The organism is Pedobacter sp. PACM 27299, assembly GCF_001412655.1.
Taxonomy (GTDB): domain Bacteria; phylum Bacteroidota; class Bacteroidia; order Sphingobacteriales; family Sphingobacteriaceae; genus Pedobacter.
The window spans coordinates 5,760,774-5,784,774 of the sequence record NZ_CP012996.1 but is presented as its reverse complement, the minus strand read 5'-3'; the positions used below and the strand labels follow the sequence as shown (position 1 = coordinate 5,784,774).

Here is a 24,001-nt window from a genome sequence, read left to right as displayed (position 1 = left end):
GTTAATAGTTGTTTTTATAAAATTCAAGGTATTTGTTCAACAGGTCCTTGCTACTGATTTTATCAAAGTTTTCTTTGCTGATGATAAAGCTTTTGTACAGGTTTGCAGGGACCTTCATGATCTGTTTTAACTGTGGATTTATACCCTCGGCATACGTTTTTGCGTCGTCGAAAGTACCAAAGTTTCCTACAAATATAAGCTGATCATTGTCAAATTCCTTCAATTGATGACGGAGATTGTTTTCTGCGTAGTTTCCACGGTTGAATTGACCGATGCCAAAACGGGAAGAACTAAGCGTTAAAGAGCCCTCAGCCACATGTACAACGTAATAATATAATTTAGATTCAGCAGTGTTAAAAATTCCTTCAGCTTTCGTTGCAGGGGCTGATGTTGCAGGTTTTTCTTCAGTTGGGGCCTTTATTGCTGGCACTTCTTTTACAGGATGAGCGGCTACTGGATTTTGCGGGGCAACCGTGTTTTGGGCGTTAACTTTGGCTGGTTCTTTAGATGGGAATTGCTGCGCAAAGAATTTTGGTTCATTGGCATCAAAATCAGCTAAAGCAATGGCTCTTTTCCTGAATTCTTCTAAATGCTGACTGATATAACCCAGGTGTTCTTTTACCAATGGCACGATCAGCTGATCATTGGGATAGCTGGCCTTAATCTTTTCAAAAGCAGTGATCAATTGGTCTACATGAGCAGTTCTGCCAATGGCGATGGCCTTTAAGTAGGCAAATTGCGGTGCTAAATAGTTATCAGGATTGTTTTGCAGCACTTCATCTACTTTTAGGATCACGCTCGCAAAGTCCTTTTTCTCATAGGTGTCAAACAGGTCATTGTACTGTTTGTTCACCTGTACTTCCATTTCCGATTGTTTCAGCGAGAAAGAAGGATCAAGGATGGTTTTTGCATAGGATGAACTGGCAAAGTCTCTCAATACAATTTGCTTATAGACCTCCGCTTTAGTTGGATCTATGGCTTTATTGGCTAAGAAAAGGCCGTAATTGATAGAGGCCAGACGGTCATTTTTAGGGAAGCGTTTGAGTAAAATTTCATACACTTCTGCAGCTTCTTTAGGGCTGTTGAGTTCTTGAAGGTAGAAATTGGCGATCTCATAATAAGCTTCTATTATTTTCTGATTAGATTTTGCCAATAGTTCCGGGCTGCTGGGAATGTCGGCCAGCAATGCTTTCATTCTGGAGGCGGAATCTGGTAAAGCCTGACCGATATGGTCTGGGTTGACTACCGCATTATTAGTGGCGTAGTTTTTAGTGATGTCCTGATTGGTTTCCTGGGCCGAAGATTTGATGCTCTGACGCCAGTTGAGTTCCAGTTTACGGTTGCCCCATTTCTTTTTAAAATCGTTAAAACCGGTGCTGATGGCAGTGGGGTTGGCGAAGTAAAAATTACTGGATACCGGTGTTTTCTGTCGGACATTATTTCCGGTTGGGAAATTGTTTACCGGAATGTTATTCACAATGTTTGCGGTTTTTTCTGGCTGAACCACTGGGTTCAATACTAAGCGCAGTTTTGCCAAACGTTCCGTTTCCGGTAACTTGGCCAGCGATTGCAAGGTATCCTGCAGGGAAATCAGCTCATAACGGTCGGTCAGGTATTGCAGGTTTTGATTTTTCTTAACGATCTGCTCATAATCCGGATATGTTTTAGGTAAAGTGTTTGCCGTACTGTCGTAATATAACTTGGCATTGAGGTAATCATGAAAATGCTTGAAATTCAGATCGGCAATCTTTAGGTAGGAGAGCCCTTTCTGATACATATTTTTTGTGCTGTTGCGAACCGATAGTTTGTAGTATTTATCGGCTTCTGTATAATGCTGATCTCTGGCATAACTTTCTGCCACCTGGTAATAAATTTGATCGTGGTAATCCTCGTTTTTATCGTCTTTAAGCATCGCCATCAGCTGCTGCTGTTTATTGATGGTTACGCCACTCAGGAAGGCAGTGAGTTTAATACGGTTTAAGTTGGCGTTAAAGTACATTTCAAAAGGGGCATTACTTTTTTCCACTTTCCGGTAATAACGCAAAGCTTCATTATAATTTTCCTGCTTTTCATACAGCTGTGCCAGGATATAGTTCCATCTGATGCGCTGTGGCTTGGATGGACCGGCCTGGATCGCCTGCTGCAATACTTCAATCGCATCTGCGGCCATGCGCTGGTGGATATAAATTTGGGCAATAGTGGCTAATGGTTCTGCTTTATGACTTTTTAAGCCCGAAATTGTGTTGGATAAGGTGTCCAGTACTTTTGCCGCCTCACTGTATTTACCCAGCTGCATTAAACTTCTTGCTTTCCAATCTAAGGCCTGGACACGGCTTTTTGTAAGATTAGGATAGGTTTTGGCGGTATAATCAAAGTACTCTTCGGCATTAAAGTAGTTGCCTTTATAGAAGTTGGCTTTTCCGAGCAGGAGGTAGGCATCGTCCTGATAGTTGCCATAGGTTTTCTCCAGGAGGAGGACACGGGCCTTCTTGATGATTTCCTCCATGTCTGGCATGCTGCTGCCAGCCTGGTCATTATAAATATCATAGGCTTCCGGGTTGATATAGACGGGCAGTACCTCATCATAGTTGTCTGCATAACTTTCTGCGAGTTCCTCCTGATGCTGGCTGAGGATCACATTGGCATTGTATATATAGTTATATCGGGAAGTCAGGTTTTGCATCGCCCTGCTCGCGGCAGTATCCTTATTGGTACTGCATGCGTAAAGAAGGCAGGAAGAGAAGATAACTAGCGTTACCTTTAGAGAGTTGATTGCGTAATTTTCCAAAAAAGATAGGTTGAGTTAAAGCTTATAAACAACAAAATATATACAAAAGTATTTTATTCAGCCATAAGTTCTTAACAATTTAGTTTTTATTTGCAGGAGATTTTTAATCTTATGGAGCCAAACGAAGAGAAAAAGAACATGAATAATTTCGCGAAGTATTCTGCTATTAGTTTTCAAATGCTGGCCACAATCGGTCTTTTTGCGTTTGCAGGCTATAAAATTGATGAATATCAACACAGTAAGCAGCCGATATATGCAGCGATTTTAGGACTTTTAGGAGTAGTAGTGTCCTTGTATCAGGTTGTAAAACAACTGAATAAAAACTCAAACTGATTATTTAAAACCGTTGTAAATTCCTATTTTTGTAAAAAAATAGATACTGATTTGAGTTTAACCCGGTTTACCTTTTATTATTTAGCGTTTTGCGCCGTTCTCGGCGGCATCGCATATGCCCTTCCTTCTCTATTTCCAGGTCAGTTGATCTTAGTACCTAAATTCTGGCTGGTGTTTTGCTTTTTAGCCGGCATTACTTACATCGCTTATGGGGTGGCAGATTTGGGCTTAAAACGCAATCCCGACGTTGGTGTCATGGCCATAATGGGGTCAATTGCATTGAAGATGATTTTCGCCATGGCTTTTGTACTGATTTACAGCCTTAAAAGCAAGGAAAACGGGTTTGTTTTCGTGCTGAACTTTTTTTCTTTATATTTATTGTTCAGCCTCTTTGAAATATACTGTTTGTTACGTAACTTGCGCCACCAAAATAAAAAGTAAAAATCTGCGAGTAAATGGATTGTAGCCACGTTTTTGAGTTTAAAGTGAAGAGGTTAATTGTTGTTTTTACGCTGTTTTTAGCGTTTTTTTCTGTTACGCCTGCGGCTTTCGCACAGGTTGACACAGCACAAGTAACAGAAGGTTCTCATGCCCAGCCGGCAGCTGAGAAAAAGTTTGACATTGGTAAGTTTGCACTACACCACATTGCGGATTCGCATAGCTGGCATGTAATCGGACATACCTATATCGACCTTCCGGTAATTTTGTACACCAAAGCTGGTGTTGTAAACTTCAGTTCTGCTGATTTCACCACGCTGGAGGACGGAAAAGTTGTTCGCGATGATGAAGCTAAAGTAGTTGTAGAACGAAATGGACAACGCTTTGTGAAGATGCACGAGAAAATCTATTATGCATCTGACGTTGCGAATGAGCACGGTCAGTTTGTAAATTTAGATGAGAAGCATCATGCCACAAATGCCCGCCCGCTGGACTTGTCAATTACCAAAAATGTAGTGACCTTGTTTATTTCTATTATCATCCTATTGGTTGTGTTCCTGAACGTAGCTAAAGGATATAGAACAAACAAGGGTAAATCACCAAAAGGAATCCAGTCCTGGATGGAGCCAATCATCTTGTTTGTACGTGATGATATCGCTATTCCAAACTTAGGTCATAAATACGAGCGCTTTATGCCGTACTTATTAACCGTGTTTTTCTTTATCTGGTTTAACAACATGTTGGGCTTAGTTCCATTCTTACCTGGTGGTGCCAATTTAACTGGTAACATCGCTGTAACGATGATCCTTGCACTGGCTACGTTCTGCCTAACGGTGTTTAACGGTAATAAATATTACTGGAAACACATCTTTATGCCAGATGTACCATGGTGGATGTACATCGTAATGGTTCCGGTAGAGTTGTTCGGTATTTTCACCAAGCCTATCGCCCTGATGATTCGTTTGTTTGCTAACATTACTGCAGGACACATCTTGGTGTTGTCATTGATCTGCCTTGTGTTTGTGTTTAACAGCTTATACATTGCACCAATCTCTATCGCCTTCGCTGTATTTATCGGCGGAATCGAGTTACTGGTTGCATTTATTCAGGCCTTTATTTTTACGATCCTGTCTGCCCTGTTTATCGGAATGGCAATTGATGATCACCACTAATTAGAATAATTTTTAACAACAATTAATATATAAAATCATGATTACAGGAAGTATTGCTGCAATTGGTGCAGGATTAGCTGCGATTGGCGCTGGTCTAGGTATCGGACGTATTGGTGGTTCAGCTATGGACGGTATTGCTCGTCAACCAGAAGCTGCCTCTAAAATTCAAACTGCAATGTTAATCGCTGCTGCCTTCGTTGAAGCTGTTGCGCTTTTCGCAGTAGTAGTTGCCCTAATGGGTAATGGCTAGAAATTAAACGGTGCCAGATAGCGATATCTGGTACCATTTATTGTTAAAAAAGAACAAAATATTTTATACATATACAGATGGAATTATTATTACCTGAATTCGGCCTAGTTATCTTTCAATCCATTGCTTTCTTATTGCTAATGTTCCTATTGGCAAAGTTTGCCTGGAAACCTATTCTAGCCGCAATTAAAGAACGCGAAAAATCGATTGACGAAGCATTGAGCAAAGCTGAATTAGCAAAACAAGAGATGGCTCGTTTGACTTCTCAAAATGAAGAGTTAATGAAATCTGCGCGTGCGGAACGTGATTTGATCTTGAAAGAAGCAAAAACGCTTAAGGATAGCATCATTAATGAAGCAAAAACTGCTGCACAGACTGAAGGTGCTAAATTAATTGAGAAAGCTAAGATTGAAATTGAGAACTCAAAGAAAGCTGCATTGGCAGAATTGAAGCACCAGGTTTCTTCTTTATCATTAGATATCGCAGAGCGTGTATTGCGCAATCAATTGCAAGACAAAGCTACTCAACAGGATTTAGTTGCTAATCTTTTAAAAGATGTTGAATTAAACTAATCAGTAGTTTATTTAGCCAAATTAGATAAAAATGTTAGAAAATAAAGCAGCATCGAGATACGCCAAATCAATGATTGACCTTGCACAGGAGCAAAACTCTTTGGAAGAAATCAAGAATGATATGGTGCTTTTAGATCAGGTGATTGATCAGAATCCAGAATTGGAAGCTATCCTTAATAACCCTATCGTTCCTTTGGACAAGAAAGCCGGGATTTTAGAAGATATTTTTGGCGCCAAAGTAAATGTGGTAACCAAAGCTTTCTTTAAACTGGTAGTGAGCAAAGGACGTTCAGCGATTTTATTCGGAATGGCAAAATCTTTTATTCAGCAATACAATGCCATTAAAGGAATTGTGACTGCTGAAGTAACTTCGGCAATCGAGCTGACTGATGCAAACAGGACAGAGATCGTAGCTTTAGTGAAAAAAGAAGTAGGCGCTAATGAAGTGGTGATTAAAGAAAAAGTTAATGACAAACTGATTGGCGGATTTATTTTGAAAGTTGGAGACAAGCAATTTGATGCGAGTATCGCCAACGGTTTGAATAAACTTAAAAAAGAATTTGCTCAAGGGATTGTTTAACTTGAGTATTTAAAATAAGAAGATAACATATACTAAGAAATAATATAAAATTATGGTAGAGGTAAGACCAGACGAAGTATCGGCAATTATCAGGCAACAATTGGCGGGCTTTAAATCAGAAGCAGAACTTGAAGAAGTTGGTACCGTATTGCAGGTGGGTGATGGTATTGCCCGTGTTTATGGTTTAACTAAAGTTCAATCCGGTGAGTTAGTTGAATTTGAAAACGGCTTACAAGGTATTGTTTTGAACCTTGAAGAAGATAATGTTGGTGTGGTTTTATTAGGCCCATCTGACACGATCAAAGAAGGTGATACGATTAAACGTACTAAGAAAATTGCCTCTATTAAAGTTGGTGAAGGTATGTTAGGTCGTGTAGTTAACACGATGGGTGAGCCAATCGATGGTAAAGGACCAATCGTTGGACAGACGTATGAAATGCCTATCGAGCGTAAAGCTCCAGGTGTAATCTACCGTCAGCCAGTTACAGAACCTTTACAAACAGGTATCAAAGCGATTGATGGTATGATTCCAATCGGTCGTGGTCAACGTGAGTTGGTTATTGGTGACCGTCAGATTGGTAAAACTGCGGTTTGTATCGATACTATCATCAACCAAAAAGAATTTTATGAAGCAGGTAACCCTGTTTACTGTATATATGTAGCTTGTGGTCAAAAAGCAAGTACTGTAGCAAACGTAGTACGTACCTTAGAAGAAAACGGTGCAATGGCTTACACAGTTGTTGTTGCTGCTTCGGCTGCTGAACCTGCTCCATTGCAGTTTTACGCACCTTTCTCTGGTGCTGCGATCGGTGAATTTTTCCGTGATACAGGTAGACCAGCATTGATCGTTTATGATGATTTGTCTAAACAAGCAGTAGCTTACCGTGAGGTATCTTTATTACTTCGTCGTCCACCGGGCCGTGAGGCTTATCCTGGTGACGTGTTCTACCTTCACAGTCGTTTGTTAGAGCGTGCTGCTAAGATCAACTCAAATGATGAGATCGCACAAGCAATGAATGACCTTCCTGAATCATTGAAAGGTATCGTTAAAGGTGGTGGTTCATTAACTGCACTTCCAATTATCGAAACTCAAGCTGGTGACGTTTCTGCTTATATTCCTACAAACGTAATTTCGATTACTGATGGACAGATCTTCTTAGAAACTAACTTGTTCAACGCAGGTATTCGTCCAGCTATTAACGTAGGTATCTCGGTATCACGTGTAGGTGGTAATGCACAGATCAAATCAATGAAAAAAGTTGCTGGTACTTTGAAATTAGACCAGGCTCAATACCGTGAGTTAGAGGCTTTCTCTAAATTCGGTTCTGACTTAGATGCAGCTACTAAATCTGTACTTGATAAAGGTTCACGTAACGTGGAAATCCTTAAACAAGGTCAGTTCTCTCCAGTAACAGTAGAGAAACAAGTAGCGATCATTTACATTGGTACTAAAAACTTAATGCGTTCAGTTCCTATCAATAAAGTAAAGGAATTTGAAGCTGAGTACTTACAACAATTGGAATTACGTCATCCAGATACTTTGAAAGCTTTAAAAGCTGGTAAATTTGATGATGCAATTACCGGAGTATTGGAAACTGTAGCAAAAGAGCTTTCCAGCAAATACTAAATTACTCTTGACTGAAGAATAAAAAAGAATGGCTAATTTAAAAGAAGTAAGAATTCGTATATCATCGGTGCAATCTACACAGCAGATCACCAAGGCCATGAAAATGGTTTCGGCTGCGAAGTTGAAGCGTGCGACCAATGCGATTGTTCAGCTACGTCCGTATGCTACAAAGTTGAAAGAAATCCTAGGAAATCTTTCAGCGAGCTTAGAAGGATCATCGTCTCCGTTTATTCAGGAACGTGAACCAAATAAGGTATTGATTGTAGTGGTTTCTTCTAACCGTGGTTTAGCTGGTGCCTTTAACATGAATGTGATTAAAGAAACCAACAATTTAATCTCGGAAAAATATAGCGAACAATACAAAAAAGGTAATGTAAGTATCGTCGCTATCGGTAAGAAAGCACATGATTTCTATGAGAAACGTGGATACAATGTTATTGGAAATAATAATGAAGTATATGCTGCGCTTACTTTTGAAAATGTAACCAAGATCACCAATGCGATCATGGCAGGCTTTGAAAAAGGCGATTTTGATAAAGTAGAGCTAGTATACAACAGGTTTAAAAATGCGGCCGTTCAGATCTTAACTACTGAGCAGTTATTGCCACTTCCTAAAACTGAAATTGCCGAAGGTGCAGCCGCTGCTCATGCAGTAGACTATATCATGGAGCCTTCTCAGGAGGAAATTGTATCGCAGCTGATCCCTAAATCGATCAAAACTCAAGTATACAAAGCAGTATTGGACTCTCATGCTTCTGAGCATGGTGCCCGTATGACTTCAATGGATAAAGCAACTGAAAATGCTGGTGATTTAATTAAAGCGTTAAAACTTTCTTACAATCAGGCACGTCAGGCAGCGATTACTACAGAGCTTACAGAGATTGTAAGTGGTGCAGCAGCATTAAACGGGTAGTCCTCCATTTAAATCTATTAAAGCCCTTATCCACACGGATAAGGGCTTTTTTTGTTTAGATTGGTTACGTTTTAGGAGAGATTGAAATTTATCCGGATGTTATACCACTTTTTGTATAATAAATATTATTTTTGTGGCATAAATAGAAACACTATGGAACAAAGACCAATACACAATACTCCTAGCATGAAAAGAGCTAATGAGACATCCATCTATAAATTAATGGCTGTAGGAATTGTAATTAGCATTGTAGGCGTTTATTTGCGTTTTGCTGGCGATTCAATGGCCTTATCATTGGTATCTTGGGCGATCTTGTTTATCGGTGCATTCATCGCTTGTAAAGGCGTATTCAAAATATTAGCAGCTTAATTATTTAAGGTGCATTTCTGAAAATCCTCAGTAACTCCGGTTGCTGAGGATTTTTTTATGGGTCACATTTTGATGACGGGCTGCCTTTCATAGGTTACCTTATCTGCTGCGCTGTATTAACAGCAGTAACTTAATTAAACTCCTATGAAAAGATATTTAGTTTATGGCCTTGCAGCGCTCTTATTTGCAGCCTGTAGCCAAGAGAAAAAGTTTCATGAACCCAGTGCTGATGCCACTTCCAATGAACTGATGATCTCAGATAGTTCTTCCGCAGCAAAAATTATCAAAACTGCCGATATGCGCTTCCGCGTGAAAGATGTACAGCAAACAAAAGAAAAACTCGGAAACCTGATTAAGGCCGAAGGCGGAACACTTGCAGAATTCTCCATCCATAGTGATGTATACCAGTCGGAGAAAGTGCGTTATTCTACAGATTCTTTGTTGGAGCTGACTTCTTACCGTACAGAAGGCTCGATTGTCGCCAAAGTTCCCGCAGATAAATTAGACGAATTTACAAATAAGGTAGCGGGAATGGCCGTGTTTGTAGACCAGCAATCGATGAAGTTTGATGACCTGAGTCTTTCTTATCTATCCAATCAATTGAAAAATCAGAATCGGATAGCGGCCGTTGGCCAATTGAATAAACACGCCAACAAGAAAAGCAATAATGTGGAAACCGCATTAACATTAAAGGATTCCTATGTAGATCAGAAATTGGAGAATATGCGGATCAATGACCGTGTGAAATACAGTGACATCACGCTTGCTTTTTATCAGGACAATACCGTAAAGAAATTGGTAGTTGGCAATGATAATTTATCAGATTACCGCCCTTCGTTTTTTAGAAGACTGGGACTGAATATCCAAAATGGATGGGTGATTTTTATGGAATTCTTACTGATCCTGGCCAACTTATGGATGTTGATTCTGGTAGCTGCTGTCGCCTTTATCGCGTTTAAGCAATATCGTAAAAGAAATAGAAAAGCGGCTATTTAAGTCGCTTTTTATTGTCTTTCGCAAAAGCTTCCCAGCCCGAATAGGATTTTCCGCTCCCTGAAGTGCTCACTCTTTGAAAGGAATGACATACAGCGACGGCTAAACCATCGGTTGCATCTAGAAATTGGGGAGTTTCTTTAAATTTAAGTAGGGTTTGCAGCATGGCTGCAACCTGTTCCTTTCCCGCGCTTCCACTGCCGGTTATGGATTGTTTGATTTTACGTGGTGCATATTCAGTAATCGGGATGTTCCTGGATAGGGCTGCTGCCATGGCCACACCTTGCGCACGGCCCAATTTGAGCATCACCTGGATGTTTTTTCCATAGAAGGGAGCCTCCAGCGCCATTGCATCTGGTTTATATTCGTCAATCAGCACGATGGTCTTTTCAAAGATGCGCTGCAGTTTCAGGAAATGGTCGTCTAAATGATCCATCCGGACGATCCCCATGCTGATCAATTCGATCTTACTTCCCTTTTCCAATATCACCCCATAGCCCATAATCGAAGTGCCCGGATCTATACCGATGATCACCCTTTCCTTTTTTTCCACCAACATAGAACAATATTAAGCATATTTGCAGAGAGTAAAAGCAAAAAAGTTGACATCACAGTACAAAAAAATAGTTTCTTATATTCTTAAAGCCGGAATTGTTCTTTTCGCATTTTGGTTTGTGTACAGCAAGCTGACAGCGAACAGGAATCTCCAGGATTTCAAAAATCTGCTTAGTAAATTACCGCAATGGGAAATTATCACCGTCATGGGTGTAGTCCTGCTGCTGATGCTGGTTAACTGGGGTCTGGAAGCCGTAAAATGGAAAAGATTGATCTCCAGTGTGGAGAAAATATCGCTCTGGAAGGCAATAGCTTCCGTGTTTTGTGGCTTAACCTGGGCAGTATTTACGCCGAACCGGATTGGGGAATATGGCGGACGCGTATTCTTCTTATCGCCGAAAAGGCGGGTGATTGGGGTTGTCGCGATGGCCGTTGGGAACATCGGACAAATGGTGCTCACCAATGTTTTTGGTGCCATCGCCTTCTGCGTTTTCGTCTATCGTTTTGTGAAAATAGACCCGCTGGTATTTTATGCCCTGGCATTTTTCGCATTGGTCTTTTGCTTATTCTTCCTGGTCTTTTATTTTAACATCAAATGGCTGAACGGATTATTGCTATCCATGAAGTTCACTAGAAAATATAAAAAGTTTTATAGCATCCTGGCGAGATACCAAAAGAAAGAACTACTGAAAATTCTGACGCTTTGTTTTTTAAGGTACCTGGTTTTTAGTACACAGTATTTTATCCTGTTTTTCTGGCTAATTCCTAATCTTCATTATATGGAAATTCTGATGATGGTGAGCATCTTGTTCTTTGTACAGTCTACCTTGCCTTCTTTAGACCTGTTTGATATTGGGGTAAGAACTGCTACCGCTTCTTATTTCTTTAGCTCGATTACAGATCAGGAAGTGGCAGTAATTGCTTGTACCGCCAGTATATGGCTGATAAATATTATTATTCCTGCTATATTAGGCACTTATTTCGTATTTAAACTTAACTTTTTTGGAAATTCACAGCGCAGCTAGTTTTATTGCTTCCATTTTAACGGTCATCTATGTATTTGTTGTATTTACCTTTATCAGGGGCTGGAATAAACTGAGCTATTATCAACCGCAGAAAACCGCGCTTAAAACTAAGGTGTCCATTTTGGTGGCAGCCAGAAATGAAGCGGAGATCATCAGGAAAACCCTGGATGATTTATGCGCGCAGTCTTATGATAAAGCACTTACAGAAATCATTTTTATAGATGACCATTCTACCGATGATACAGCTGAAATCATTGCCTCTTATGCTTCGAAAGGGGTAAAGCTGATTCGCCTGAACGAAGATCGGGCACTCAATTCTTATAAGAAGAAAGCCATTCAAACAGCCATTGGCCAATCTACCGGTGACCTCATCATTACTACTGATGCCGATTGCAGAATGGGCAAAGATTGGTTGAAAACCATCATCAGCTACTATGAAGAGAAAGACTATAAAATGATTTCCTCACCAGTGGCTTATTTCGAAGAAAAAACTTTCTTTGAACGTGCACAGGCATTGGAATTTTTATACCTGATCGGTTTGGGCGCCTCTACTATCGGCAATAAAAAACCTTCTACCTGTAATGGGGCTAATCTGGCTTATGAAAAAGCAGCTTTTTATGAGGTTGGCGGTTTCAAAGGAATTGATGATCTGGCTTCTGGAGATGATGAATTGTTGCTGCATAAAATGGCGGCACGCTACGACAATCATATCGGCTTCTTAAAAAACGAGGATGCTGTGGTTTATACCCATGCTAAGCCTACGCTTGGCGAATTTATTCAGCAAAGGAAGCGCTGGGCTTCGAAAAGTACGCGTTATAAAAACAAGGCTATTATCGTGCTTGGTGTGGCAATCTGGCTGTTTAATGTGAGTATCTTACTGAATATAGGCATTGGTCTATTCGATGGCTTCTATTTTGGTCTGGCAGTAACACAGCTGCTGATCAAGATTTTCCTGGAATTTATATTCCTATATCAGGTCACTGGTTTCGCTAAAAGAAGAGAATTATTGGTATTATTACCAATTCTCAATATCATGCACATCGTTTATCTGGTTTACATTGGAGTAGCCGGAAATTCAGGTAAATACAACTGGAAAGGCAGAATGGTCAAATAATGGAACAGCACAATAGTCCGTCGAAACAGGTATGGAAGCGGTTTAAGCAGAATAGATTGGCTTTTTCCGGATTATTGTTTATTCTATTGATGATGGTTCTGGGTATTTTAGGTTACCTGATTACACCGGATCAGACGCCGTATGCGAATACGATGCATTTGCAGCTCAGCAATAAAAAACCAGGACGGAGTTTTGATTTCCTGATCATCAGCAGAAACCCTGCGATCAAAAAGGTAAGTTTCCTCGAAAAGATGTTATCCGGACAGGAATCAGACTATAAAAGTATTCCAATTACTTCCTATCGGGAAGCTGGAAATAAGGTATATGCCAGAGAATATATTGGCGATGATGAGCAGGCCGAAGAAGCAGTTTATCCTTTACTGGAAGGTAAAAACAAGTATAGTCAGACTTTTTGGCTGGGAACAGATGTTTATGGTCGGGATTTACTGAGCAGGTTAATGATTGGGATTCGCGTGTCTTTATCCGTTGGACTGATGGCGGTGCTCATTTCTCTGTTTATTGGGATCAGCTTAGGGGCGCTGGCTGGTTATTTTGCAGGAAAAATCGATGCCGCAATCAGCTGGTTCATGAATGTGATCTGGTCGCTTCCTTCCTTACTATTGGTGATTGCAATATCTTTTGCGCTTGGAAAAGGCTTCTGGCAGATCTTTATCGCCGTTGGCTTGTCGACCTGGGTGGATGTTGCCCGATTGGTTAGAGGGCAGGTGATGGCCCTGAAAAATGTTGAATTTGTGGAAGCAGCTAGGGCACTGGGATTTTCTACACCAAGGATCATCATCAAACATATTTTACCCAATATTGCCGGACCAATTCTGGTGCTGGCCTCCGCAAATTTCGCTGCTGCCATCTTACTCGAAAGTGGACTGAGCTTTCTTGGATTTGGTGCACAAGCACCCATGCCCAGCTGGGGAAGTATGATCAAAGAACATTATGGATATATCATTATGGATGCCGCCTATCTTGCCATCCTGCCTGGTTTGGCCATCATGGTGACCGTGTACGCTTTTAATCTGCTGGCCATCGGTCTGAGAGATGCTTTTGATGTGAAATCGCAGAATATTTCTGTTTAATTTATGCTCTTGCTTTTTATTAACTTTGTGCGATGCTGTTAAACTGTTACCAGAATGAATTAGTAGAGGCCGGCTGTGATGAAGCGGGCAGAGGATGCCTTGCAGGGCCTGTTTTTGCCGCCGCCGTTATCTTACCGAAAGATTTTAAGGCCGGTGAACTAAACGACTCTAAAAAATTGAACCATAAACAGCGTGAAGCATTAAGGATCATTATTGAAAAGGAAGCGATTGCCTGGGCTGTAGCCGAAGTAGACCATCTGGAGATCGATAAGATCAATATCTTAAACGCTTCTTTCTTAGCCATGCACAGGGCGATTGAAAAGTTAACGATGAAACCGGAATACCTGGTCATTGATGGCAACCGCTTTAAAACCTATCCAGAAATCCCGCATGCCTGTATTGTAAAAGGGGACGGTAAATACCTGAACATTGCTGCCGCTTCAATCCTGGCAAAAACACATCGCGATGCTTATATGGAACAGATCGCTGAGGAATATCCAGTGTATCAGTGGAAACAAAATAAAGGATATCCAACTATTGTACATCGCAATGCAGCTTTGGCACATGGTTTATCCCCATACCATCGTAAAACTTTTAGTATTTCCAGACCCCAACTGGCACTGTTTTCCGAAAGCGAAGGATAATTAGTATTTTCACATAATTTGAAAGCATTACTACTCACCAACAGAATACCCTTTCCGCCCAATAGTGGCTATCCGATTGTGGTGTATAACACCATAAAAGGCTTGTTGAATCTGGGGGTGGAAATCACTTTGTTTAGTATCAACCCCAAGAAGTATCAGGTAGATATTGAAGATATCTATGATCCTTTATTTGAAAAGATCAATTTTCATGCTGTTGATCTGGATACTGGGGTCAATGTATATGGGGCATTGCTCAATATCTTTTCCAATCAATCTTATAATGTTTCCCGTTATTATGATGAGGATGCTGCCCGTTTACTTGCGGAGATATTGAGGGAAAATGATTTCGACATCATTCAGTTTGAGGGACTTTTTGTGGTGCCTTACCTGGATGTGGTGAAAGAAAACAGCAAGGCAAAGGTGATCTATCGAGCTCATAATATTGAGTTCGATGTATGGGAACGCATTGCTTTGACGGAGAAATTTACGCCAAGAAGAAGTTACCTTCAATTTCTTGCGCGCCGTTTGAAAAGTTATGAAACAGAACAGATCAATCGTTTCCATCAGGTTTTTGCCATTTCTGAACCAGACAGGCAAAGCATTTTAAGGTTTGGCTCCGCAACTGCATTGGAAGTTTTTCCGGTGGCACTGGATTTTGAAAAATATGTGACAGATCCTTCGAAAACAAGTTTCCCTACATTATTTCATTTAGGTGCGATGGATTGGCGTCCCAATAAAGAGGGATTGGAATGGTTTCTGGATGAGATCTGGCCGGATATTGAGAAATTGAATTCTGAACTCCGCTTTTATATTGCTGGAAAAAATATGCAGCAGCAATTTTTCGAATACGATTCTGATAACCTGGTGGTAGAAGGAGAGGTATTTGATGCGATAGAATTTATCAATTCAAAGGCCATTATGATTGTACCCTTATTGTCGGGAAGTGGGATGCGTGTGAAAATTATTGAAGGGATGGCGATGCGGAAATGTGTGATTGCTACCAGCATGGCCGCTGAAGGGATTCGTTGTGAACATGGGAAAGATATCCTCATTGCTGATACCGCAGATGAGTTTTACCGGGCTATCCTGCAATGCATCACCAATCCGAAGAAATGGAAAGAAATTGGGGAAAACGCAAGGAAAACCGTGGAAAGAGACCATGATATAAAAATCATCGCCGAAAGAATGCTGAATATCTACCAAAAATTACTTACTGTTTAATTTTTACGTACTTTTGCCCACGTTTTTGGCCGGTTAAAGGGGATAAATGTGGATAAAGCAACCAAAAACCTGAACAACTTAGAAAACAATAATAAACGATGAAATCTACCCGCATTATGCAGGTCAGAACTGATCGTTCATAAACGTTAAAAAACAAATATTCTAATGAAAAATACCGCATTAACAGAAAAACACATTTCATTAGGTGCCAAAATGGTGCCTTTCGCAGGTTACAATATGCCAGTTCAGTATGAAGGTATCAATGCCGAACATGCAACAGTAAGAGGATCTGTGGGCGTTTTTGACGTAAGTCACATGGGCGAATTCATCGTAAAAGGTGAAAACGCACTGGATCTTATTCAAAGAGTAACCAGCAATGATGCTTCAAAATTATATGACGGTAAAGTACAATATTCTTGTCTGCCAAATGAAGATGGTGGTATTGTAGACGATTTATTGGTTTACAGAATAGATGAAGCAACTTATATGTTGGTTGTAAATGCTTCTAACATTGAGAAAGACTGGAACTGGATTCAGAAATTCAATGATAAAGGCGTAGAAATGCATAACATTTCGGATCAAACTTCTCTTTTAGCAATTCAAGGTCCTAAAGCGGCTGAAGCATTACAGAGCTTAACAGACGTAGATCTTGCTTCTATGGAATATTACAACTTCGTAAAGGGAACTTTTGCAGGTATTGAAAATGTGATCATTTCTGCTACTGGTTATACTGGTGCTGGTGGTTTTGAGATCTATTTCGACAATGCAAATGCAGTAGCGATCTGGGATGCAATTTTCGAAGCTGGTGCACCATTCGGTATCAAGCCAATTGGTTTAGGTGCCCGTGATACACTGCGTTTGGAAATGGGTTTCTGCTTATACGGAAATGACATCGATGATACGACTTCTCCAATTGAAGCAGGTTTAGGCTGGATTACTAAATTCAGCAAAAAATTCACGAATTCTGAGGCGTTACAAGCGCAGAAAGAAGCTGGTGTTGCCCGTAAATTGATCGGTTTTGAAATGATCGATAGAGGTATTCCTCGTCATGACTACGAGATTGTTGATGCAGAAGGAAACGTAACCGGAAGAGTAACTTCAGGTACGCAAGCCCCATCTTTACAGAAAGCAATCGGTATGGGTTATATTGATAAAGCGCTGGCTAAAGAAGGTACAGAGATTTTCATCAATATCCGTAACAATAAAATTAAAGCGAAAGTGGTAAAATTCCCTTTCACAAAATAAGAAATATCAATTCAGCAATAGAAAACAATTAGTGAGATTCCATTACCCATGCAGAAAAGTATAGAAGTTTGTTTAACACCAGCATTATTAGATCTTTATTCAATAGAAGACCGTGTAGTGGTGGTCATAGATGTGCTGAGGGCTACCTCTTCAATGGTGTATGGAATCGACAATGGTGCCAGCGCGATCATTCCTGTTGCACAGGTAGATGATTGTCTGAACTATGTGGATAAGGGTTTTCTATTGGCTGCAGAGCGAAATGGAGAAGTGGTTGAAGGCTATGACTTCGGCAATTCTCCATTTTCTTATTCCCGGGAAAAAGTAAATGGGAAAACAATTGTACTGACAACTACAAATGGTACGAAAGCATTACACCTGGCTCAAAAAAGAGCACATCAGGTGGTGATTGGTTCGTTTTTAAACCTGGAAGCACTTTGTAACTGGCTTCGTATACAGGATAAAGGCGTACTGTTGCTTTGTGCAGGTTGGAAGGATAAATTTAATCTGGAAGATACGCTGTTTGCCGGTGCTGTGGTTAAGGAATTGCGTAAAGATTTCACACATTTTGATGATTCCTGCGTTGCCGCAGAAGATCTTTATGACCTGGCAAAAGACGATTTAAGAAACTATCTCCATAAATCATCACATAGCCATAGATTGGCTGAACTGAATATTGAAGAAGATGTGAAATTCTGTCTGCAGCTTAATATCTGTACCGCTATTCCAGTTTTAGTTGGTGATGCGCTGGTTGCACTGGAAGCGTAATTCCTAAGCTGAAATATTATTCAGGAAATCCCTGCTTAAAGTTTAGAATCAGTTCCTGCAGACTTTCATTGGTTTGTATGGTTTTTAAAGTCTGTTCGTAAGCTAGCCAATAAATGGTTTCTGCTTTCTTCATATCGAAAGTACTGATATCTCCCATACCTGTTGGCTCTACCATTGCATTACAAAATGCAGCTTTCTGCTCTGTATCTTTATTTATAGACATCACACCTGCTCTTTTCATGAGGGTAGAGATGTTGGTAATCTTATCAACTTTAGTCAGGTGATTACAGGAAGAACCGATGATATAATCGCAGTTGCTCATTAAGGGCTCTACAGGGAAGTTGTTTAAAATCCCTCCATCTACATACATCTGGTTTTCTATCATGATGGGTCTGAAAATACCCGGAATACAGCTGGAAGCAAGTACTACCCTGATGAGCGGTCCATTGGTGAAATACACCAGTTTTCCTTCACTGAAATTCGTTGCGGCAATGGTGAGTGGAATTTTTAGGTTTTCCATCCGGTCTACAGAAAGGTGTTCTTTTAACAATTCTTCCACATGCTCAATATTGATGAGCCCGAGTGAACCCAAGGCTGGTCGGATGAAACGGAATAGTTTTGCTTTAATGAAGATATCTAAGCCGGCCTCTGGATCAATTCCGGAAGCAAAAAATGCACCTGCAATAGAACCTGCACTGGTTCCACTGATGTGACTGAACACAATTCCTGCATTTTTTAAAGCTTTTAAAACACCCAGATGGGCGATGCCTCTAATCCCTCCACCTGATAATACTATTCCTACCTTTACCATATTACTCGTTTCTTTGCTGTTTAGAACTGCTGTTTTGTCCGGTATTTATGCTGATTTTGATGCTGAGCACTAATCCTGCATCGCTTCCGACTGCTAATTCTTTCGTATTGCTATTTAGGCTTATATTTTGATAAGTTCAATATTTTTTGAGGATCTTTTTCTGCCATCAGCTGTTGAAGCGTGACCTCCTTATTTTCCTCCATATATTTTCTAACCATTTGCCAACCCATCCATACCCCTAATTTTGGGGCAGATTCTTGTTTGTCGCCTAATCCTGGCGTGAAAGGGCCTTCCCCTAAAAAGACCTGAATCTTTTGATAGTCGGTCTCGAATAACAAATTGTTTTGCAATAAATAGGCCCAAATGTCTACTTCATAAGTTTTACACCAATCTATTTGTGCTTTTGTGTAGCCGATTTTAACGGAATCGGGTACCGCATCCGCCAAAACCTGATCCATAAAATATAAGATTTTCCCGTTTTGAATCATTTTGGACAATAGGGTACGGTCTTCGTCTTTTGCTGGGAATAAATCTTCTCGGGCATAGGTTTCCGTTATTCTCGGCACCACATACTCCGGACTGAAACGTCGGGAGAGATACGCGGGAACGCTTTGAACGATTGCTCCATAAAACTTGCTGTTTTTTCCAAGAAACATATCCAATCCGATCCCGATATAATCGTCCCCGATAGGTGTTTGCACTGCAAATCCGGAAACAAAAGAAATTATTCTTGGAATTTTTGTGTTCGGATAGTAATGCTTTATATATTTAAAAGTCTGTGTCAGGTCTTTTTCAATGTGGTCCATATTTTTGAAAACACTATCGGCTTCTTTGTTGAGGTCGGTATAGGCCTGATCTTTATACAGGGTAGTTAAAATTTCTGTACTGGTATAACTGGCATCACCCACCATGCGGTGGACGTAATCCTGGTAAAAAGCACCGTATTTTTTCTGCAGCAACTCATCCGTTTTTTGCAGGTCTGCAGACTTACCCTGATAGAGGTCTCTATCGAAACGTTCTATTTTCAGATCCAGTTTTATGTCATTCACATCTGGCTTACTGGTCTGCTTACATGAAAAAAAAGCAAGCATAGAGAGAAAAAATAGATAGATTTGGCTGGGTTTTACGTTATATGTCATTAATAACAAATATATATACATCCCATAGGAAAATTGCAAAACAAATTGACTGAAAATGAATCCATTCTCATCATACAGTTTAAAACAGCAATAAATTGGGGGATGAGCGCTTCCTAACGATTGAAAACAAATAATATAATAATGAAAAATACATACCTTACTTTATTCTTACTTCTTTTAACGGGACAACTTTTCGCACAACAAGGTGGATCACCATATTATGGGTTCAGACTAGGTTTAACGGCACATCCAACTTTGGGATGGGTGAAGCCTGAAGTCGGTAAATCAGAAGGACTGGCTTTAGGTTTTTCTTATGGTTTATTGGGTGATTTTAATTTCGCAGAAAACTATTCATTTGCCACTGGATTGACCATTACCACGATTAATGGTAAAAGTACAGAAGTAAATGTCCGTCCTTTCCATGACGCTACAGATGGTGGTAATATGGCTTATGATTTAAGGTACAGAATGCAGTATATCGAAATCCCATTGACGATCAAACTGAAAACCAATAAAATTGGCGAGTTAAGGTGGTATGGACAATTCGGTATTTCCAATGACTTTAATATTGGAGCTAAGCAGAATGCCCAAATGCCAGGTAAGAAAGTAGAGAATGATAGAAACATTTCTGACTATAGTAAATTTTACCGTGCTGGGATGGTGGTTGCCGCAGGTGGAGAATATGATCTGGATGATCGCACCAGTCTGGCCATCGGCCTAACCTTCAATAATGGCTTAACTAACATTGTAAAAGATGGCGCTCGCAGAGCGAAAAACCATTTTATTGGCCTCAACGTAGGCGTTTTCTTTTAAGGAGTTACAAATCATTAAAGAAATTACAAATCAGATTTTAAGAACAGACACATGAACATCGCACTGGCACAACTCAATTACCATATTGGAAATTTTGAACACAACACGAAAAAGATCATCGACAATATCGAGCAGGCAAAAGCAAAAGGTGCTGATCTGGTTGTTTTTGCAGAACTGGCCGTTTGCGGCTATCCCGCAAGAGATTTTTTGGAGTTCGATGAGTTTATTCAATTGTGTGAAACTGCAGCTTTAGAAATTGCCAGTAAATGCCATGGCATCGCCTGTATCATCGGCCTGCCCGTAAAAAATGATATTCTAGCTGGTAAAGACCTTTACAATGCGGCTTATTTTATTGAAGATGGCCATATTAAGAATATTGTGAAAAAGGCGTTATTGCCTACTTATGATGTTTTTGATGAATACCGATACTTTGAACCCGCCAACCATTTCGAATGTATTCGTTTTAAAGGGCAAAAGATTGCGCTGACCATTTGTGAAGACTTATGGAACATCAACAACAACCCTTTATATGCTTCTTCGCCAATGGATGAGCTGATTCGTCAGAAACCAGACCTGATGATCAACATTGCCGCTTCTCCATTTTCTTATTGTCATGATGATGAAAGGGTAGTGGTACTGTCTGATAATGCCAAGAAATATAAGCTGCCATTGCTGTATGTGAACCAGGTAGGGGCGCAGACAGAGATTATTTTCGATGGGGGTTCTATGGTGTTTGATAAAAAAGGACAGCTTGTAGATGAAATGCCTTACTTCAAAGAGGAACTTAGGTTCTATGAATTGGAAAATGGTCATTTCAAAGGTCATTCCCCAATTGAGCATGTCGCTGCACCAGATATTGAGCAGATCCATGATGCCCTGGTATTAGGTATTAAAGATTATTTTGAAAAATCAGGTTTTAGTAAAGCGGTATTAGGGCTTTCTGGTGGAATTGACTCTGCTATCGTTTGCGCTTTAGCTTGCAGGGCATTAGGGCCGGAAAATGTGATGGCAGTACTGATGCCCTCGAAATACTCTTCCGATCATTCTATTGATGATGCTTTGGCTTTAGTGAAGAATATTGGCTGTAAACATGAGATCATACCGATTGCTGCAGCAGCGGATGCTTTTGATCAAATGATGGCACCTGCTTTTCAAGGATTGCCTTTCAACCTGACTGAGGAGAATATTCAGGCCAGATGCAGGGGGATTATTGTGATGGCGATGTCAAATAAATTCGGCTATATTTTGTTAAATACTTCCAATAAAAGTGAATGTGCTGTAGGTTATGGCACTTTATACGGAGATATGTGCGGTGCAATTGGGGTAATTGGAGATGTTTATAAAATCCAGGTGTATGAACTGGCACACTATATCAATAAAGATGGCATGGTGATTCCAGAAAATTCGATTGTTAAACCACCGTCTGCAGAACTGAGACCTGGACAAAAAGATTCGGATTCCCTGCCAGATTATGATGTTCTTGATAAAATTCTATTCCAATATATTGAGTTGAAACAAAGCTCTGCTGCGATTATCGCACAAGGTTATGATGAAGCTCTAGTCAGAAGGATTCTGAAGATGGTGAATAATGCGGAATTTAAGCGTTACCAAACACCTCCTATTTTAAGGGTGTCGCCTAAGGCATTTGGAATGGGCAGAAGAATGCCGATTGTAGGAAAGTACCTTTCTTAAGGTCGCTGTTTCCCTGGAAAATGAGCATTACTTATAAATAACGGACTCAGTAGAAGTGCCTGGATAAAGCAGGGTCTGAACGTTCAGGTGCTGCTTTATTTGCTGAAGCATAAAAAAACCTTAGCTGTTTAACAGCTAAGGTTTTTTGTTCAATCTATTTTAGTTTGCTGATTTGAACTTACTATTTGAAATCTGTGGTTGGAACTGATTTTCTTAAATTGCTTTTTTAAACCATTTCCGATAAGGAATGATCAAAGCGAGAACGACAGCGATAAAAGAAAAAAGTTTTGCAATCAAATCGCCATTTTGTACATAGAAAGTCAGGTCGCTGTTCAGGTTGATGTCTGCTTTTAAGGCAGTACGTGTCCACCATTTACTTTGTTTTATAATGTTTCCTTTCTGATCAATAAATCCAGAGATTCCGGTATTTGCAGAACGGACTACCCAGCGTCTGGTCTCTATTGCCCTTAATTTCGCGTATAACAGGTGCTGATCTTTTCCTGAGGTGTTGCCCCACCAGCCATCATTGGTGATGATAGTGATAAACTGAGCACCTTCTTTTACAGATTCCCCAACCCAGTCTCCCCATAAAGATTCGTAACAAATCACAGGAGCTACGCCAATACCGCTTTGTGCATAGAATACACCCGGATGGTCTTGCCATCCCCAGCCACCAACAGTACCACCTAATTGTGCAAAAACAGGAGTTAAAAAGGCCAGTGTTTTTGGGAAAGGCATTTTTTCGACACCTGGTACCAGTTTCGATTTATGGTAGAATTGTACATTTGCCGAGTTCTCTACTTGCATCGCCGCATTGAAATTGTCGAAGTACATCCCACTATTTGGATCCAGTTTGGAGCTGATCGTTTGTTTGTCATTATATACCTTAATACTTTCAATTCCGGTGATCAATGTGCCGTTTTTAAACTTGGAAATGAAATCCTGAAGCTGGATGAAATCAGGATTACTTCTGATCCGGTCTTCATCACTATAATTAGGAATCGCCGTTTCCGGCCAGATGAAATATTCAGTATTCACTTGTCCTACAGAATCAGATAGCTTGGTCAGGATCTGTATTTGCTCCTGTGCAGAAATACCACCCAGTTTTTGATAAGGATCAATATTTGGCTGAACAGTCACCACATTAACCGGTACCATTTTCTCTTTATAGCTTGAATACCTGATCAATGATGCAGCTATAGGGATCAAAATCACCGCTGCCAATACCATAACCGGTCTGAATTTTAAGTAAGCTTTTTGTGTTTTCCAGGCTTGATATGCCTCAAAAGCAAGGATATTACTAAATAAGATCCATAGAGAACCGCCATAAACGCCAGTATATTCATACCATTGTACCAATTGATGGCTAGCGGCAAAACCGTTGCCAAGTGTCATCCATGGAAAGGCCAGGTCCCAGGTTTGATGAAGGTATTCCATGGCGATCCAGAAGCTGATTAATCCGATATAACCGACCCATTTGCTGGTATATCTGCTTAAACGATAGTATAGCCAGAAAGCGAAAGTCATCAGTAATGCACCCAGGCCGTAGGGGATCAGTGAAATCAGGAAGGCCACAAATGGATTGTTATAGGCACTAACCGCATTGTAAACCCAGTAAATACAGGCCGTGTTCCAAATTAGAAAGGTCAATCCGGCGGTTAAGAAAACTTGTTTTCCTTTTTTCTCTTTACTGCTATTGCTGATTTGTGTAATGGCGATTAGTAAAGGTACCATGCCAATTAACAAAAGCGGGGCAGTGAATGGAATAGGCGGCCAGGCCAGCCACATTAAAAAAGCGCTGAGCAATGCAAGGAGCGTCGTGTTTTTTGAATTCATCGGGTAATTAATGGA

The 24,001-nt window shown here is 40.3% G+C and carries 24 protein-coding genes; 19 read left to right on the top strand and 5 right to left on the bottom strand.

The features are described from left to right. Position 1 precedes the first annotated feature (1 nt). Positions 2-2,788 carry a type IX secretion system periplasmic lipoprotein PorW/SprE gene (gene porW / locus AQ505_RS24380; protein WP_062550562.1) on the bottom strand — a complete coding sequence of 929 codons (2,787 nt, stop codon included), beginning with the start codon at positions 2,786-2,788 and terminating at the stop codon, positions 2-4. Positions 2,789-2,899: 111 nt separating this feature from the next. Here porW and AQ505_RS24375 point away from each other — a divergent pair, with 111 nt between their 5' ends. From AQ505_RS24375 to AQ505_RS24330, 10 genes are all read left to right on the top strand, one after another. Next, a complete protein-coding gene (locus AQ505_RS24375; protein ID WP_062550561.1) occupies positions 2,900-3,121 on the top strand; it encodes an AtpZ/AtpI family protein in 222 nt (73 codons plus the stop codon). Positions 3,122-3,172: 51 nt separating this feature from the next. Beyond that, complete coding sequence (locus AQ505_RS24370; RefSeq protein ID WP_062550560.1) at positions 3,173-3,562, top strand: hypothetical protein; 390 nt, start codon at positions 3,173-3,175, stop codon at positions 3,560-3,562. A 14-nt stretch (positions 3,563-3,576) separates the two neighbouring features. Beyond that, on the top strand, positions 3,577-4,731 hold the full coding sequence (gene atpB / locus AQ505_RS24365) for a F0F1 ATP synthase subunit A (RefSeq protein WP_062550559.1): 1,155 nt from the start codon (positions 3,577-3,579) through the stop codon (positions 4,729-4,731). 40 nt (positions 4,732-4,771) lie between these two features. Then, positions 4,772-4,981, top strand: coding sequence for an ATP synthase F0 subunit C (gene atpE / locus AQ505_RS24360; RefSeq protein ID WP_062551197.1), 210 nt, complete (start codon positions 4,772-4,774; stop codon positions 4,979-4,981). A 77-nt stretch (positions 4,982-5,058) separates the two neighbouring features. Then, positions 5,059-5,553 (top strand): F0F1 ATP synthase subunit B, encoded by a 495-nt coding sequence (gene atpF / locus AQ505_RS24355; protein ID WP_062550558.1) that lies wholly within the window; start codon positions 5,059-5,061, stop codon positions 5,551-5,553. Positions 5,554-5,584: 31 nt separating this feature from the next. Next, positions 5,585-6,133, top strand: a complete 549-nt coding sequence (gene atpH, locus AQ505_RS24350) for an ATP synthase F1 subunit delta (protein ID WP_062550557.1) — start codon at positions 5,585-5,587, stop codon at positions 6,131-6,133. A gap of 52 nt (positions 6,134-6,185) precedes the next feature. After that, positions 6,186-7,760 carry a F0F1 ATP synthase subunit alpha gene (atpA, locus tag AQ505_RS24345; protein WP_062550556.1) on the top strand — a complete coding sequence of 525 codons (1,575 nt, stop codon included), beginning with the start codon at positions 6,186-6,188 and terminating at the stop codon, positions 7,758-7,760. Between the two features lie 28 nt (positions 7,761-7,788). Next, positions 7,789-8,673: an ATP synthase F1 subunit gamma gene (gene atpG / locus AQ505_RS24340; RefSeq protein ID WP_062550555.1), complete on the top strand. Its 885-nt coding sequence runs from the start codon at positions 7,789-7,791 to the stop codon at positions 8,671-8,673. Between the two features lie 186 nt (positions 8,674-8,859). Beyond that, the gene (locus AQ505_RS24335; RefSeq protein WP_231634978.1) at positions 8,860-9,042 is read left to right on the top strand and encodes a hypothetical protein; all 183 of its coding nucleotides are present in this window, start codon (positions 8,860-8,862) and stop codon (positions 9,040-9,042) included. Between the two features lie 144 nt (positions 9,043-9,186). After that, positions 9,187-10,038 (top strand): DUF4349 domain-containing protein, encoded by an 852-nt coding sequence (locus AQ505_RS24330; RefSeq protein ID WP_062550553.1) that lies wholly within the window; start codon positions 9,187-9,189, stop codon positions 10,036-10,038. Here the strand turns inward: AQ505_RS24330 and ruvC are convergent. Next, positions 10,031-10,594 carry a crossover junction endodeoxyribonuclease RuvC gene (gene ruvC, locus AQ505_RS24325; RefSeq protein WP_062550552.1) on the bottom strand — a complete coding sequence of 188 codons (564 nt, stop codon included), beginning with the start codon at positions 10,592-10,594 and terminating at the stop codon, positions 10,031-10,033. The two genes, AQ505_RS24330 and ruvC, sit on opposite strands and share 8 nt — an antisense overlap. A 43-nt stretch (positions 10,595-10,637) precedes the next feature. Here ruvC and AQ505_RS24320 point away from each other — a divergent pair, with 43 nt between their 5' ends. From AQ505_RS24320 to AQ505_RS24290, 7 genes are all read left to right on the top strand, one after another. Further along, positions 10,638-11,615, top strand: coding sequence for a lysylphosphatidylglycerol synthase domain-containing protein (locus AQ505_RS24320; RefSeq protein WP_062551196.1), 978 nt, complete (start codon positions 10,638-10,640; stop codon positions 11,613-11,615). Next, positions 11,593-12,729: a glycosyltransferase family 2 protein gene (locus AQ505_RS24315; RefSeq protein ID WP_062550551.1), complete on the top strand. Its 1,137-nt coding sequence runs from the start codon at positions 11,593-11,595 to the stop codon at positions 12,727-12,729. Before AQ505_RS24320 ends, AQ505_RS24315 begins: the two co-directional genes overlap by 23 nt. Further along, positions 12,729-13,820 carry an ABC transporter permease gene (locus tag AQ505_RS24310; RefSeq protein WP_062550550.1) on the top strand — a complete coding sequence of 364 codons (1,092 nt, stop codon included), beginning with the start codon at positions 12,729-12,731 and terminating at the stop codon, positions 13,818-13,820. The genes AQ505_RS24315 and AQ505_RS24310 overlap by 1 nt, the downstream gene beginning before the upstream one ends. Positions 13,821-13,852: 32 nt before the next feature. Continuing rightward, positions 13,853-14,464 (top strand): ribonuclease HII, encoded by a 612-nt coding sequence (locus tag AQ505_RS24305; RefSeq protein ID WP_062550549.1) that lies wholly within the window; start codon positions 13,853-13,855, stop codon positions 14,462-14,464. Between the two features lie 18 nt (positions 14,465-14,482). Beyond that, positions 14,483-15,685, top strand: a complete 1,203-nt coding sequence (locus tag AQ505_RS24300) for a glycosyltransferase (RefSeq protein WP_062550548.1) — start codon at positions 14,483-14,485, stop codon at positions 15,683-15,685. Positions 15,686-15,850: 165 nt separating this feature from the next. After that, the gene (gene gcvT / locus AQ505_RS24295; RefSeq protein WP_062550547.1) at positions 15,851-16,930 is read left to right on the top strand and encodes a glycine cleavage system aminomethyltransferase GcvT; all 1,080 of its coding nucleotides are present in this window, start codon (positions 15,851-15,853) and stop codon (positions 16,928-16,930) included. Between the two features lie 48 nt (positions 16,931-16,978). Continuing rightward, positions 16,979-17,695 (top strand): 2-phosphosulfolactate phosphatase, encoded by a 717-nt coding sequence (locus tag AQ505_RS24290; protein ID WP_062550546.1) that lies wholly within the window; start codon positions 16,979-16,981, stop codon positions 17,693-17,695. A 16-nt stretch (positions 17,696-17,711) separates the two neighbouring features. On the opposite strand, the gene AQ505_RS24285 is transcribed toward AQ505_RS24290, so the two are convergent. Together AQ505_RS24285 and gldB are read right to left on the bottom strand one after the other, a co-directional pair. After that, a complete protein-coding gene (locus tag AQ505_RS24285; protein WP_062550545.1) occupies positions 17,712-18,506 on the bottom strand; it encodes a patatin-like phospholipase family protein in 795 nt (264 codons plus the stop codon). Positions 18,507-18,616: 110 nt separating this feature from the next. After that, positions 18,617-19,645 (bottom strand): gliding motility lipoprotein GldB, encoded by a 1,029-nt coding sequence (gene gldB / locus AQ505_RS24280; protein WP_062550544.1) that lies wholly within the window; start codon positions 19,643-19,645, stop codon positions 18,617-18,619. 141 nt (positions 19,646-19,786) lie between these two features. On the opposite strand from gldB, the gene AQ505_RS24275 reads away from it, so the two are divergent. Then, complete coding sequence (locus AQ505_RS24275; RefSeq protein WP_062550543.1) at positions 19,787-20,458, top strand: porin family protein; 672 nt, start codon at positions 19,787-19,789, stop codon at positions 20,456-20,458. Positions 20,459-20,509: 51 nt separating this feature from the next. Then, positions 20,510-22,150, top strand: coding sequence for an NAD+ synthase (locus AQ505_RS24270; protein ID WP_062550542.1), 1,641 nt, complete (start codon positions 20,510-20,512; stop codon positions 22,148-22,150). 213 nt (positions 22,151-22,363) lie between these two features. Here AQ505_RS24270 and lnt read toward each other — a convergent pair whose 3' ends face one another. Beyond that, positions 22,364-23,986, bottom strand: coding sequence for an apolipoprotein N-acyltransferase (lnt, locus tag AQ505_RS24265; RefSeq protein WP_062550541.1), 1,623 nt, complete (start codon positions 23,984-23,986; stop codon positions 22,364-22,366). Positions 23,987-24,001: the final 15 nt, after the last annotated feature.

Coding starts and splice junctions, on each gene's coding strand:
- AQ505_RS24310 (WP_062550550.1), top strand. CDS start 12,729: ATGGAACAGCACAATAGTCCGTCGAAACAGGTATGGAAGCGGTTTAAG.
- gldB (WP_062550544.1), bottom strand. CDS start 19,645: ATGACATATAACGTAAAACCCAGCCAAATCTATCTATTTTTTCTCTCT.
- atpG (WP_062550555.1), top strand. CDS start 7,789: ATGGCTAATTTAAAAGAAGTAAGAATTCGTATATCATCGGTGCAATCT.
- gcvT (WP_062550547.1), top strand. CDS start 15,851: ATGAAAAATACCGCATTAACAGAAAAACACATTTCATTAGGTGCCAAA.
- atpA (WP_062550556.1), top strand. CDS start 6,186: ATGGTAGAGGTAAGACCAGACGAAGTATCGGCAATTATCAGGCAACAA.
- AQ505_RS24305 (WP_062550549.1), top strand. CDS start 13,853: ATGCTGTTAAACTGTTACCAGAATGAATTAGTAGAGGCCGGCTGTGAT.
- AQ505_RS24285 (WP_062550545.1), bottom strand. CDS start 18,506: ATGGTAAAGGTAGGAATAGTATTATCAGGTGGAGGGATTAGAGGCATC.
- AQ505_RS24290 (WP_062550546.1), top strand. CDS start 16,979: ATGCAGAAAAGTATAGAAGTTTGTTTAACACCAGCATTATTAGATCTT.
- AQ505_RS24335 (WP_231634978.1), top strand. CDS start 8,860: ATGAAAAGAGCTAATGAGACATCCATCTATAAATTAATGGCTGTAGGA.
- AQ505_RS24275 (WP_062550543.1), top strand. CDS start 19,787: ATGAAAAATACATACCTTACTTTATTCTTACTTCTTTTAACGGGACAA.
- atpF (WP_062550558.1), top strand. CDS start 5,059: ATGGAATTATTATTACCTGAATTCGGCCTAGTTATCTTTCAATCCATT.
- AQ505_RS24330 (WP_062550553.1), top strand. CDS start 9,187: ATGAAAAGATATTTAGTTTATGGCCTTGCAGCGCTCTTATTTGCAGCC.
- AQ505_RS24375 (WP_062550561.1), top strand. CDS start 2,900: ATGGAGCCAAACGAAGAGAAAAAGAACATGAATAATTTCGCGAAGTAT.
- atpB (WP_062550559.1), top strand. CDS start 3,577: ATGGATTGTAGCCACGTTTTTGAGTTTAAAGTGAAGAGGTTAATTGTT.
- atpH (WP_062550557.1), top strand. CDS start 5,585: ATGTTAGAAAATAAAGCAGCATCGAGATACGCCAAATCAATGATTGAC.
- AQ505_RS24270 (WP_062550542.1), top strand. CDS start 20,510: ATGAACATCGCACTGGCACAACTCAATTACCATATTGGAAATTTTGAA.
- lnt (WP_062550541.1), bottom strand. CDS start 23,986: ATGAATTCAAAAAACACGACGCTCCTTGCATTGCTCAGCGCTTTTTTA.
- ruvC (WP_062550552.1), bottom strand. CDS start 10,594: ATGTTGGTGGAAAAAAAGGAAAGGGTGATCATCGGTATAGATCCGGGC.